Source organism: Clostridium algoriphilum, from assembly GCF_020443705.1.
Classification (GTDB): Bacteria; Bacillota; Clostridia; order Clostridiales; family Clostridiaceae; genus Clostridium_AD; species Clostridium_AD algoriphilum.
Map to the genome: position 1 here is coordinate 43847 of NZ_JAIZZK010000006.1, position 13262 is coordinate 57108.

Genomic DNA, 13262 nt, shown 5'->3' on the forward strand with positions numbered 1-13262 from the left:
TAAGGTTGATAATAAATAGATACGTGAAACCAAACAGTGTAAGCGAAGCTTATGATTTATTAAATTCAACGCAGAATTCTGAAGTGATTGGAGGCGGTGCATATATAAGACTTGGGAAAAAAAATGTGGATTTAGCTATAGATATGTGTAATACAGGACTTGATTTTATTACTGAAAAGGATAATACGATAGAAATTGGTGCAACCACTACTTTTAGGCAGTTAGAGAAAAGTGAGATATTAATGAATTATTATGATAGAGTAATACCTAAAACTGTAGGAGATATTATGGGAGTACAGATGAGAAATATAGTTACAGTTGGTGGCACAATATATGGGAAATATGGTTTTTCTGATTTGATTACTACATTATTAGCATTGGATTGTGAAGTAGTCACCCATAAAAGAGGGAAAATATACCTAGAATACTTTTTAAAAGAAAAAAGGATCGATAAGGATATAATAGAAAAAATAATTATTAAAAAAGATGATAGAATTGCGTCATTTCAAACTATGAAAAATACTAGTACTGATTTCTCTATGATTAATGTAGCAGTTTGTAAAAAAAATGATAAATACAATATTGTAGTTGGGGCAAGACCCGCGGTTGCAACACTTGCCATAAAAGCTATGGAGTATATAGAATCATCAAAAGGTGATGAATATGATGCAGCAGTAACTGGAGATATAGCTTCAAAGGAACTTATTTTTGGTACAGACTTAAGAGCATCAAAAGAATATAGAAAAGAGCTTTGTAGCGTCCTTGTAAAAAGGGCAATAGTAGAGGTGATGAAGTGAAGATCAGTCTAACTATTAACGGGGGGCAAAGAAACATAGATATTGAACCAGATGAGATGTTATTAGATATGCTAAGAAAAATTGGGCTTTTAAGCGTAAAAAGAGGTTGTGATACAGGATCTTGTGGGGTATGTACGGTACTCCTTGATGGACATCCTATTCCTTCATGCGCATGTTATGCCGCAAAAGCCGAGGGACATAACATAACTACTATAGAGGGAGTGCAAAAGGAATCTTTAGAGATAGCAGAATTCCTTGTAGCAGAGGGGGTAGATCAATGTGGATACTGTAGCCCAGGCTTTGCTTTAGCTATTTTAGGAATGACAAAAGAACTCAATAATCCTACAGAGGACGATATAAAACATTATTTGGTAGGGAATTTATGTAGGTGCTCAGGTTATGTGGGACACCTGCGTGCTATTAAGAAATATTTGGAGGTGAAAAGATGAAGGAGGTTAATAAATCAGTACCTAAGGTAGACGGATTAGGGCTTATTATGGGAGCGCCAGCGTATACTAATGATATTGCCATGAATAATGCTTTAGTTATAAAGGTATTAAGAAGTCCCCATCACTTTGCAAAAATTATAGAGATAAACACGCGAAGTGCTATGGAATTATCAGGAGTTGAGTGTGTTTTAACTTATAAAGATGTACCACGAAATGTAGTAACCAGAGCGGGGCAAGGATATCCAGAGCCATCCCCACATGATAAATTTATACTAGATAAGTATGTCCGTTATATAGGGGATGAGGTGGCGGTAGTTGCAGCAATAAATGAAAAAATTGCACTACAAGCTTTAGCACTTATAGAAGTAGAATATGAAATAATAAAACCAGTATTAGATTTTGAAAAAGCAGAAGCACATGAGTCTATCATACATCCGGAGCCAGAATGTCACGTAATGTTTCCTATGGGTTTTGAGCCAGCTAAAAATATTGCTTGCACATATGAAATGAAAGTTGGAAATATTGAAGAAGACTTAAACAAGTGCGATGTAGTAGTTAAAGAAAAATATTATACTCAAGCCCAGGCACATGTTGCCATGGAACCTCATTCCTCATTTGCTCACATAGACCTTCAGGGAAGACTTAACATCATATCCTCTACTCAAACACCGTTTCATATGAGGAGAATAATTGCACAAGCTTTTGGAATGTCAGTTAGTAAAATTAGAGTTATAAAACCAAGAGTAGGAGGCGCTTATGGCGGTAAGCAAGCTATTCATGGAGAATTTTTAGTAGCAGCAGTTACCCTTAAAACAAGAAAACCATCAAAACTTATATATACAAGGAAAGAAGTGTTTGAGGCCAGTTATTGCAGACATGCAATGAGAATTGATATTACACTGGGTAGTGACATTGATGGAAATTTAAAAGCTATTGATATGGAGATTTTATCAGATACAGGAGCTTATGGTGAGCATGCTCTTACTGTATTTATGGTTGCTGCATCAAAAACTCTTCCATTATATAATAAAGTGGATTCAGTTCATTTTTGTGGCAAGGTTATGTACACAAACCATACTCCAGCAGGTGCATTTAGAGGATATGGGGCCGTTCAAGGAAATTTTGCATTAGAATCTGCAATTGATGAATTAGCTGAGAAATTGGGAATGGATCCTATAAAGCTAAGAGAGAAGAATATGATTAATCAGGGTGAGACATCACCAATATTTAAGATAATGGGCGAAGGCTGCGAGGGCATAGAGATGTCTATTGAAAGCTGCAAATTAGATTATTGCGTAAGGCGGGGCATGGAACTTATAAGATGGAAATCTAAATATCCAAGAAACAATATAGATAAAAGCACCGTTAGAGGAGTAGGAATGGCTATAGCTATGCAGGGTTCTGGAATTCCTTACATGGATATGGGTTCTGCTGTATTAAAACTTAATGATGAAGGTTTCTTCAATTTACTTGTGGGGGCTACAGATATAGGTACAGGAAGTGATACCATACTTGCACAAATAGCTGCACAGACTTTAGGAGTAGCAACAAGTAATATAATTGTTTACTCCTCAGATACAGACCTTACCCCTTTTGACTGTGGTGCCTATGCTTCTAGTACTACATACATTTCAGGAAATTCAGTAAAAAAAACTGCTGATCAAATGAAAGAAATGATAGAAGAAGAAGGGGCTAAAAGGCTGAATTTATTGAAAAATGAAGTTGTTTTTAATGGAAAATATGTAAAGTCGTTAGATACTAAGGATAAAATATCACTTAAAGAATTATCTGAGCAATTGTATTATAATCATGATCAAAAGCAATTAATTGCAGCTCAATCTTATGTTGGTATAAAGTCCCCTCCACCATATATGGCAGGTTTCGCTGAGGTAGAAGTGGATTTGGAAACAGGTAAAGTAAATCTTCTAGATTATGTAGGAGTAGTAGATTGTGGAACTACCATAAATCCAAACCTTGCAAAGATACAAGTGGAGGGCGGGTTAGTTCAAGGCATTGGCATGGCTATGTTTGAAAATGTTAAATATAGTGAAAGCGGCAGGCTTTTAACAAATAGTTTAATGCAATATACAATACCTACAAGGCAAGACATTAATAATATAACAGTGGAATTCGCGGATAGTTATGAGCCTACAGGCCCGTATGGAGCGAAATCAGTAGGTGAAATAGGAATCGACACACCACCAGCAGCTATCGCTAATGCAATTTACAATGCTACTGGTGTAAGAATAAAAACTCTTCCTATAACTCCAGAAAAAATACTGATGGAGCTTAAAAGGAGAAAATCACTAAAGGGGGATGCAGCGCTATATGAATGAGAAAATAGGTAAACCTATTAAAAGAGTAGATGCTGCAGAGAAGATAGGTGGTCAAGTAAAGTATTTAGCAGATATTGAATTTGAAGGTATGCTTTATGCAAGAACTCTTAGATCCACAAGGGCAAGGGCTAAGATTATATCTATTGATATTTCAGAGTTACCTGAAGGCTATTACATTGTGGATAGGAGTGATGTGCCAGGAAGAAATAGAGTTAAGATAATATTTTATGACATGCCTTTCTTTGCGGAAGATGAAGTTAATTATATAGGTGAACCTATCTTATTAGTAGTAGGTCCTGATAGGGAAGAAATACTAAGTATATTATCGAACATTAAAGTTGTGTATGAGGATATGGAGCCTATTTTAAGTATGGCAGATGCATTAGCAAATACTAGGGCACCTATATTTGGGGATAATAATTTATATGCAGAGTATGCATTCAGTAAAGGAAATCTAGAGGAAGTAGCAAAGGGTGACATAAAAAAGTTTGAAGGAGAATATAGTACAGGGTATCAAGAACATATATATTTAGAAACTCAAGGAGTAGTTGCAGAATGTATTGACGATAAAATAAGAATATGGGGTTCTATGCAGTGCCCATATTTTGTTAAGGATGCGGTAGTTGAAGCGTTAGGTTTTGATAAAAATAAAGTTCAAGTAATTCAAACTACTACAGGTGGTGGCTTCGGTGGAAAAGAGGAATATCCTTCATTATTGGCTGGTCAGGTAGCAGTGGCAGCACTAAAAATCAAGAAACCTGTCAGGTTAATTTTAGATAGGGCTGAGGATATAGAAGTATCTACGAAAAGGCATCCATCATCTATAAAAATTAAAAGTTATATAGGGTTTGACAAAAAAATATTAGGCATGGATGTAGATATAAAAATTGACGGAGGGGCGTATTCAGGACTTTCAAATATAGTTCTTCAAAGAACCATGTTTGCAGCAATTGGAGTTTACAATGTGGAAAACGTAAAAATAAATGGGGTGGCCCTAGCAACTAATAAGGTTGTTGGTGGAGGATTTAGAGGGTTTGGGGCACCACAAGCCTTTTTTGCATTAGAGATGCATATGGACTATATATCAAAGGAGCTTGGCATAAATGCATTGGAGTTTAGAAAGTTAAATATTCTAAAGAAAGGAGATATTTCATCTACTGGTGGTGTAATTAGAGAAAATACAATGCTACCTGAAATTATAGAGGTTATAGAGAATATGTCTAATTATAAAGGGAAAGTAGCAATGCCTAAAAAAAAAGGAATATTAAAAGGTATAGGCTGTTCTCTTTTCTTTCATGGTTGTGGGTTCACTGGTAGTGGGGAAAAAGATATTATAAAGGCAAAGGTAAAGCTATTAAAACATAGGGATAGAACTGTAGAAATTCTTGTCTCTAATGTTGAAATGGGACAGGGAGCACAAACTACTTTAAAGAAAATAGTAGCATATACATTAGAAATACCTATTAATAGAGTTATCTTTAAAAATCCAGACACTGATAAAGTCCCAGATTCAGGACCTACAGTAGCGTCAAGAACCATCACCATTGTTGGTAAGCTTCTACAAGACGCTGCTATAGATATGAAAGAATTTATGGGGAGTGATATTGAACTTGAAATATTAAAAAATTACAAACATCCAGAGGGATTTAAGTGGGATGATGAAACATTTAAGGGGGATGCCTATAATACTTACGCTTGGGGAGCAAACGTTATAGAGGTTGAAGTTAATCCTATAACTTATGAGGTTTCTGTTACAGATATCTATGCAGTGTTTGATATAGGAGAGGCTATAGATGAGTTAATCGTACGTGGACAAATAGAAGGTGGAATGGTGCAAGGCCTTGGATATGCAGGGATGGAAGTTATGCGACATAAGGATGGACGGTTACTTCAAAGAACTAATACCGATTATGTTATCCCTACTGCTATGGATTTTCCTAAAATACAAAGTGAGCTTGTAAATAACCCTTATATAAATGGTCCTTTTGGAGCCAAAGGTGTAGGCGAAACTACGCTAATAGGAGCAGCAGCAGCCTATGCTCTTGCTGTGCAGAATGCTATAGGACACAATATAAATAAAATTCCTGTAACCCCTGAATATTTAATGGAGGTGATGAAAAATAAAAACTAAAATTAATTTTAATTTGAATTTTAAAAATGTATCTATAGTAGCAGAACCTATAAAAAGACTTTTAGATGTTTTAAGAGAAGACTTTAAATTTATAGGTGTTAAAGAAGGTTGCGGCGAAGGTGAATGTGGTGCATGCTCAGTAATTATTGATGGAAAACTAATAAATTCATGCCTTGTACCTATAGGAACACTTGAGGGCACAAAAATAATTACTATTGATGGATATAGAGAAACTCCTAAGTATGAAATAGTGAAACAATCCTTTGAGGATGTAGGTGCAGTACAATGCGGATTTTGTATACCTGGAATGATAATGGCAACGGAAACATTATTAAGTAAAAAGCCAAGACCTAGCGAAGCAGATATAAGAGAAGGGATATCTGGAAATTTATGTAGGTGCACAGGATATAATATGATTGTAGAAGCAATTTCTCTAGCTTCAGTAAGGGGGGATGGCTTATGGTAGAAGCTTTTGCACCCAAGAGTAAGGCGGAAGCCTTACAGTTTATAAATAACAGAGAGTGCACAATTATAGCAGGTAGCACAGATTTAATGGTAAAAAGAAAGAAATGGTCTGGATGTCTACCATACTTTAATAGTGATGTAATATTTATAAGTCATTTGCAAGAACTTAAAAATATTAAAACAGATGGGAAATATTTAATGGTTGGAGCAGCTTGTACACTCACTGAATTACAAGAAAATACATTGATGCCGCCTTACTTCAAGGAAGTAATATTATCTATGGCATCACCAGCTATTAGAAATATTGCAACTATAGGAGGAAATATATGCAATGCATCACCAGCAGGGGATATATTTCCACTCCTATATGATTTGGATTGCACTTTAATAATAGAAAGTTTAAACTACAGACGAGAGATAGAATTAAAAGATTTTATATTGGGGCCTGGTAAAAAAGATTTAAAAGTAAAGGAGCTTTTAGTAGAAATAAAAATTCCAGTATATAACTTCAGTTCATTTTACTATAAGAAAGTAGGTACAAGAAAATCCACATCTCTTTCCAAGGTATCCTTTATTGGATTTTATACTTTAGAGGATGAGAGGATAAAGGATGTAAGAATGGCATTTGGGGCAGTAGGACCAACTATTGTGAGATCAAAACCAGTGGAAGATAGAATTAAGGGACTTAATAAGCAGGAGCTTGAAAGTATTTTAAAAGAAATAGAAGAAGAGTACTTTAAGATTATTCTGCCAATAGACGATCAGAGGTCTACAGCCGAGTATAGAAAAGGAGTTTGTTTGAATTTAGTAAGGGACTTTTTGGAAAATATATTTACTAGTAATTCAGCAACACCTTAAGTAAATATGTTGTAAATAATAGAGAGTGGCATATGCCCTCTCTATTATTTCGTTCTATCATTAATGTTTAGCAAAATTTAAGATTTTTTTAATTTGATTTTAATGTTACAAATATATAATATAAAATATTGGGAAATATAAAAAATAAACAATTACAAAAGGAGAAAATATGGATATATTAATTAACTTTATAAACGGATTAATGCATATCGATAAATATTTAGCGCTAATAATACAGCAGTATGGGATCTTAACGTATGTTATTATATTTGCAATTATTTTTATTGAAACAGGTTTGGTTGTTACACCATTTTTACCAGGTGACTCAATGCTATTTGCAGCAGGAGCGCTCGCAGGAATTGGATCAATGAATATAGTTACTCTTCTAATAGTAGTATATATTGCAGCAGTACTTGGGGATACTGCAAATTATCATATTGGTAAAAAAATTGGGAAGAAGATACTGGCGAAAGAAAAAGTAAGGTTTATTAATAAAGAGTATTTAGCAAAAGCTCAAACGTTTTATGAAAAACATGGCTCAATGACTATAGTTATAGGAAGGTTTATCCCTATAATTAGAACTTTTGTACCTTTTGTAGCTGGTGTGGGAGAAATGAATTACTCAAAATTTATACCATACAATATAATTGGTGGGGGACTATGGGTGAGTCTATTTTTAGGTGTGGGTTACCTATTTGGTAATCTAACTTTTATAAAAGAAAATTTTTCTTATGTTCTAATAGCTATTATAATCATATCATTGTTGCCTGGGGTTATAGTTTTTATAAAAGGAAAGAGAAAAAACGGTATCCTAATTAGGATGAAATAACTAATTCAGAATAAAAAAATATTCATATATTTAACTTATAAGTATATTTTAATATATATTTAGGTAAATTCTATAGTATAATAAAAAAGCAGTCAATAATTGATTGCTTTTTTATATACCAGTATTGAGTAGTATAATTATGTAGATATATTCCATAAAATAGAAGGGTGCAAAGGTTCTAAAATTATAGGAAGATATTACAATTAAAAAGGCTGCAATGAATTATAGGATAGTACCTAATATGATAAAGGATGTGAAGCATGGGAAGAATAAAAAAAAGTGGAAAAACTAAAATAAGTTCAGGGAAACTTTTTTTATTATTCATACTATTTGAATTAATTTTCACAGTGATTACAGGACCTTACATGGTTTATTATGGACCATTTAAAAATGTAAAAACAACAGTTGTAGGAGCGGCAATGACTACTTATACATTACAATGGCTTGCAACATCATTTTTATCTGATGAAAAAATAAAACAAATTATGAGTGAACAAAAAGTTCAATCTATAGTTCAAAATAATTTAGAGGGTGTAGAGTCTGGAGTAGTCGTAGAAAATAAGAATGATAATAGTATTGAGAGATATGATGTATCAGGAATTAAATTTAACGGGTATTTATTAGTAGTTAATGACCCAACTAGGGTAAAAGTAGGTTACACTAGTAAATTAGGAAAAGAAGGGGAACTAACTAGTGATATTGCAAAGGATAACAATGCTATAGCAGCAATTAATGGTGGAGGGTTCACAGATGAGGCAGCAGGGTCAAAATGGACAGGCACTGGAGCAAATCCAGCGGGAGTGATAATATCTGGTGGAAAAACTATTTATGATGGAATAAAAAACGAAAACGAGAAAAGACAAACTGTAGCATTAACTAAATCAGGAAAGTTATTAGTTGGACCTTATTCTACTAAACAAATGGGAACATTTGGTGTAACCGAAGCAGTATCTTTTGGTCCAGCAATGATAGTTAATGGACAGAAAATGATAACTAAAGGTGATGGGGGTTGGGGTATTGCACCTAGAACGTGTATTGGACAAAGGAAAGATGGAGCAATATTATTATTAGTTATCGACGGTAGAGAATTAAGAAGTATAGGTGCTACATTAAGAGAGGCACAAGATGTATTATATGAATATGGAGCTTATAATGCCACTAACTTAGATGGAGGTTCGTCATCTACCATGTTTTATGATGATGAAGTTATAAATAATCCTTGCGATAGCTTGGGTGAAAGATCTGTATCTTCAATTATATACGTAGAAAGTAGAAAGTAGGTAAGAGGGAATTATCTAAAAATTATCTTATTTACAATAAAAGTTAAGGCATTAAAATTATGCCTTAATTTTTATTTTTTGAAACTTATTCATTATTTTATTATTTTGCTGTTTTTGATTCAGGATCGACAAAGTAAATTCGGTTTTTAAATAACATTAAAACATTCAAAAAATACAATTAAAAGTCTTAACTTGACATGATGTTGTCTAGTTAAGAAAGTTATAATAAAGTATATACAAAAGGAGGGAAACTCATGGCAGAAGCTTTAAAAAATATGTATGACAAAGAATTTTTGCGTCAATTTGGTGACAAGGTGCATGCTATTTACAAAATATTTGATGTTGAAAAGTTCATACAAACCACAATAGATGATACGTGGGATGAGCTTAAACTAATGGTCAGAATGAATAGAATAACTGAAACACTTAGGTTATATCTGCCTCAAAAATACGAATATGCAATAGATATACTGTTTGCTATTGATGAATCCTGTGTTGGATTCCCTTATCTTTTCTTCCCGAATTTCGTGGCAATGTATGGTCAGGGAAATGAAAACTGGGAGCTTTCTATGGTAGCATTGGAACGATTCACTGTAAGGTCATCATCGGAATTCGCTGTAAGAACCTTTATTATGCTGGATCCAAAGCGAATGATGTCACAGATGCTAGAATGGTCAGGAAGCAGCAATGAACATGTACGAAGGCTTTCGAGTGAAGGGTGTCGTCCGCGTCTTCCATGGGGAGTAGCACTTACTGCGTTTAAAAATGATCCAACCGCTGTAATCCGTGTGTTGGATAAATTAAAACAAGACCCTTCAGTTTATGTACGTAAGAGTGTTGCTAATAATTTAAACGATATCTCTAAAGATAATCCTTTAGTTGTTGTTGAAATAGTAAGGCGCTTAAAAGGAGTTAATTCATACACTGACTGGATATTAAGACATGGCTGCAGAACATTAATACGTAAAGCCCATCCAGAAATAATGAAGTTGTTTGGATATGGAGAATCTATAGATAGACCTGTTACTAGCAGTGCTTTTTTGTCTGTAAATCCTCCTGAATTAAAAATTGGAGAGAGTTGTGAGCTTAAATATAATCTCGCTATTCGTAAAGGTGAACCTATGCATATACGCATTGAATATGGAATTGATTTTGTGAAGGCAAGGGGAAAGAAGTCACGTAAATTATTCTTATTGTCCGATAAAACAGTATCTGGTGGGCAGTGTATTACCGGAATACGGGTGCACAGATGGGTAGAGCTTACTACCCGAAAACATTATCCAGGAGAGCATAGAATTGCAATATTAATTAACGGGAGTGAGGTAGCAGTTACAGTAATGAATCTAAAATTATAATAATTCTTTGTGAATTGATAAGGATAAGACTAATTAATGAATACCTTTATACAATACATTTTTAATCCATCATTAATAATTATTAATGGATGCTGATATTAGTAATAAAACTATAACTATTACAATAGAATTAAAAAGAGTCAAAACTAAAGCAATAGGTGTATTAGAAGAGGGTAAGAGCCCAAATATATATTGGAAGGGTGGAGAAAATTTTGAAGGTTATAGTTATTGGTGGTGGATGGTCTGGTTGCACTGCAGCAATCACGGCAAAGAAAGCTGGTGCAGAAGTAGTATTATATGAAAAAACAGATATGCTTTTGGGCCTTGGCAATGTAGGTGGCATAATGAGAAATAACGGAAGGTATACTGCAGCGGAAGAAATAATAGCATTAGGTGCAGGAGATTTTATACATTTAACGGATGAGAATAGTAAACATAAAAATATAAGTTTTCCTGGGCATAAGAATGCCTGGTTATGCGATGTAAACAAAATTGAACCAGCAGTTAGAAGATATTTAAAAGCTATGGGTATAGAAGTAAACATGATAACAAGAGTAGTCGATGTTAAAAAAGAAGAGAATAAAATAAAGGGGATATACTTATCAGACAAGGAATATATTGAAGCAGATGCATTTATAGAAACTACAGGTTCAGCCGGACCAATGAATAACTGCGTAAAATATGGCAATGGCTGCGCAATGTGTGTTTTGAGATGTCCAGCTTTTGGTGGAAGAGTAAGCATAAGTAGTAAAGCAGGTATTGAAGATTTACATGGTGAAAGAGAAAATGGCGTGTATGGGGCGTTTAGTGGTTCATGTAAACTAGCGAAGGGTTCTTTAGCTGAAAATATTATAAAACAACTGGATGAAAAAGGGGTAGTTGTTGTAAAAGTTCCAGAAGAAGATGTAAATTTAGACAAACTTAAACAAAAGGTATGTCAGCAGTATGCACTAAAAGAGTATGCAGAAAATTTAGTTCTAATAGATACAGGTGACGTTAAGCTTATGACTCCATTCTATCCATTAGAAAAACTTAGAAAAATTGAAGGTTTTGAAAATGCAAAATATGTAGACCCATATGCTGGAGGGATTGGAAACTCTGTAAGGTATCTATCTATAGCTCCGAGAGAAGATAGTATGAAGGTTTTGAACTTAGATAATTTATTCTGCGCTGGCGAAAAAGCTGGGCTATTTATAGGGCACACTGAAGCAATGATAACAGGAGCTTTGGCAGGTCACAATGCAGTTAAAAGCTATCTAGAACTGCCTCTTTTAGTATTACCAAATTCCCTCGCCGTTGGAGACATAATAGCCTCTGAAAATGAGACAATGAAAACTAAAGAAGGAAGAAGAACCAGATTTACTTTCGCGGGAGCAACATACTTTAAGAGAATGCAGGAACTTGGACTTTATACTCTAGATATAGATGAAATTAAGAATAAAGTAGAAAATCTAAATTTAACTAACATATTTAATACAAAACTTATATAGCAAGAAATGAAAAGGTCGACTTTAGAGTCTGACCTCTTTTTTATTCCATTAGAAAGCATTCATTTACGAAGAAACATCTTTGCTTTTTTTTAGTGAGTGGAAACCAAATATTATACAAGAGTAAAATGTAATTAATCTCCATAATAATATAGCAGCCATTATATTATTAGATGCAAAAAACAAACTAAAACACATATAGAAAGCACCTTCTGCACCACCCATTGCACCAGGTGACGGTATAACTGCTGTTATCATCATTATAAATGCAGTTCCAGCTATCATACTACCTACATTAGCACCCTTCATACCGAAACTAAGATAAATAAAATAAGGGATAATAAAGTATATAGTTAGCTGTAATATGGTATAAATAACAGCTTTAACAATTAATCCTTTACTATGTTTTGCTATCTGCATATTATCATGAAATTGATCTAAATTATCATTGATGCCTATTTCTAATTTTGATATATTCTTTACTAATCTGAGCTTTGCTAATATTTTAGAAAAAACCATTATAAACATGTGTGTTAATTTTCTATATTTTGAAAATATAATTAAGCATATAATTACGCTAGCATGAACTGCAAATCCTATGCCTATTAAATAAAATAAGTTGCTAGTGTTTCTTTTAAAAAAGTTTATTTTCCAGAATATAAGAATTAAAGAATATATAGTTAATATAGTTTGATATATAATAAATTTAATCATAAGGGCTGAACCAGATTTGCCAGCCCCGAGTCCTTGCTTTATGAGAGCATACAACTGCATTGGTTGTCCTCCGGATGCAAAGGGAGTTATTGAATTAAAATATTGTCCTATCATAGTAACTTTAAACGCTTCTTTGAATTTATAATCTTTTTTCATTAAGAATACAGTGTTCTGTAAGATTTTAGCTTCAAAAACCCAATATAACACCATGGAAAAAATAGCTGCGACTATCCATTCAATTTGCAAATGTTTCAGTTGATGTATTAAATCCATCCAACCATGAGTGAATACAATTAATAGTATAAAAATAGCTGCAGAGGCTATTCCTAAAATTAAATTAAATTTATAATTTTTCATAAACTTACCTACCCTTTATTTCTATAGACTTTCTTTGTTTAATTGGAGTTATAATAGTTGTAACTTGTTATATAATTTTATAAAATTATATAAAATTTTAATATGATATTTTCAGGTAATCTAGTAGCATAACACACAAAAATTTGGTTCGTCATTCATTTATAACAGTTCCCATTAGATTCACTCCTCTATATTTTTGTTCGA

At 33.5% G+C, this 13262-nt stretch carries 12 protein-coding genes; 11 read left to right on the forward strand and 1 reads right to left on the reverse strand.

Annotated features, from left to right (window positions below; all coding sequences use genetic code 11):
- The first annotated feature begins 5 nt into the window (after nt 1–5).
- The 11 genes from LGK95_RS07065 (at nt 6) to LGK95_RS07115 (ending at nt 11990) form a co-directional block, all read left to right on the forward strand.
- A complete protein-coding gene (locus LGK95_RS07065; RefSeq protein ID WP_226123599.1) occupies nt 6–797 on the forward strand; it encodes an FAD binding domain-containing protein in 792 nt (263 codons plus the stop codon).
- Nucleotides 794–1246 (forward strand): (2Fe-2S)-binding protein, encoded by a 453-nt coding sequence (locus LGK95_RS07070; protein WP_226123601.1) that lies wholly within the window; start codon nt 794–796, stop codon nt 1244–1246. Before LGK95_RS07065 ends, LGK95_RS07070 begins: the two co-directional genes overlap by 4 nt.
- The gene (locus LGK95_RS07075) at nt 1243–3582 is read left to right on the forward strand and encodes a xanthine dehydrogenase family protein molybdopterin-binding subunit (protein WP_226123603.1); all 2340 of its coding nucleotides are present in this window, start codon (nt 1243–1245) and stop codon (nt 3580–3582) included. Before LGK95_RS07070 ends, LGK95_RS07075 begins: the two co-directional genes overlap by 4 nt.
- Complete coding sequence (locus tag LGK95_RS07080) at nt 3575–5713, forward strand: xanthine dehydrogenase family protein molybdopterin-binding subunit (protein ID WP_226123605.1); 2139 nt, start codon at nt 3575–3577, stop codon at nt 5711–5713. Before LGK95_RS07075 ends, LGK95_RS07080 begins: the two co-directional genes overlap by 8 nt.
- Nucleotides 5703–6179, forward strand: a complete 477-nt coding sequence (locus LGK95_RS07085; RefSeq protein WP_404814412.1) for a (2Fe-2S)-binding protein — start codon at nt 5703–5705, stop codon at nt 6177–6179. Before LGK95_RS07080 ends, LGK95_RS07085 begins: the two co-directional genes overlap by 11 nt.
- The gene (locus LGK95_RS07090) at nt 6173–7036 is read left to right on the forward strand and encodes an FAD binding domain-containing protein (protein WP_226123609.1); all 864 of its coding nucleotides are present in this window, start codon (nt 6173–6175) and stop codon (nt 7034–7036) included. Before LGK95_RS07085 ends, LGK95_RS07090 begins: the two co-directional genes overlap by 7 nt.
- A 169-nt stretch (nt 7037–7205) precedes the next feature.
- Nucleotides 7206–7865 (forward strand): VTT domain-containing protein, encoded by a 660-nt coding sequence (locus LGK95_RS07095; protein WP_226123611.1) that lies wholly within the window; start codon nt 7206–7208, stop codon nt 7863–7865.
- A gap of 260 nt (nt 7866–8125) precedes the next feature.
- Nucleotides 8126–9145: a phosphodiester glycosidase family protein gene (locus LGK95_RS07100; RefSeq protein ID WP_226123613.1), complete on the forward strand. Its 1020-nt coding sequence runs from the start codon at nt 8126–8128 to the stop codon at nt 9143–9145.
- A 254-nt stretch (nt 9146–9399) separates the two neighbouring features.
- Entirely contained in the window at nt 9400–10500 is a 1101-nt protein-coding gene (locus LGK95_RS07105; RefSeq protein WP_226123615.1) for a hypothetical protein, read from the forward strand.
- An 85-nt stretch (nt 10501–10585) separates the two neighbouring features.
- Nucleotides 10586–10801 carry a hypothetical protein gene (locus tag LGK95_RS07110; RefSeq protein ID WP_226123617.1) on the forward strand — a complete coding sequence of 72 codons (216 nt, stop codon included), beginning with the start codon at nt 10586–10588 and terminating at the stop codon, nt 10799–10801.
- Nucleotides 10713–11990, forward strand: a complete 1278-nt coding sequence (locus tag LGK95_RS07115; protein WP_226123619.1) for an FAD-dependent oxidoreductase — start codon at nt 10713–10715, stop codon at nt 11988–11990. The genes LGK95_RS07110 and LGK95_RS07115 overlap by 89 nt, the downstream gene beginning before the upstream one ends.
- Before the next feature lie 63 nt (nt 11991–12053).
- Here the strand turns inward: LGK95_RS07115 and LGK95_RS07120 are convergent, their stop codons facing one another.
- Nucleotides 12054–13058: a lysylphosphatidylglycerol synthase transmembrane domain-containing protein gene (locus LGK95_RS07120; protein WP_226123621.1), complete on the reverse strand. Its 1005-nt coding sequence runs from the start codon at nt 13056–13058 to the stop codon at nt 12054–12056.
- Nucleotides 13059–13262: the final 204 nt, after the last annotated feature.

Excerpts from the sequence above, each read along its gene's own strand:
- LGK95_RS07105 (WP_226123615.1), top strand. The coding sequence starts at position 9,400 with ATGGCAGAAGCTTTAAAAAATATGTATGACAAAGAATTTTTGCGTCAA.
- LGK95_RS07110 (WP_226123617.1), top strand. The coding sequence starts at position 10,586 with ATGGATGCTGATATTAGTAATAAAACTATAACTATTACAATAGAATTA.
- LGK95_RS07120 (WP_226123621.1), bottom strand. The coding sequence starts at position 13,058 with ATGAAAAATTATAAATTTAATTTAATTTTAGGAATAGCCTCTGCAGCT.
- LGK95_RS07080 (WP_226123605.1), top strand. The coding sequence starts at position 3,575 with ATGAATGAGAAAATAGGTAAACCTATTAAAAGAGTAGATGCTGCAGAG.
- LGK95_RS07095 (WP_226123611.1), top strand. The coding sequence starts at position 7,206 with ATGGATATATTAATTAACTTTATAAACGGATTAATGCATATCGATAAA.
- LGK95_RS07090 (WP_226123609.1), top strand. The coding sequence starts at position 6,173 with ATGGTAGAAGCTTTTGCACCCAAGAGTAAGGCGGAAGCCTTACAGTTT.
- LGK95_RS07100 (WP_226123613.1), top strand. The coding sequence starts at position 8,126 with ATGGGAAGAATAAAAAAAAGTGGAAAAACTAAAATAAGTTCAGGGAAA.
- LGK95_RS07075 (WP_226123603.1), top strand. The coding sequence starts at position 1,243 with ATGAAGGAGGTTAATAAATCAGTACCTAAGGTAGACGGATTAGGGCTT.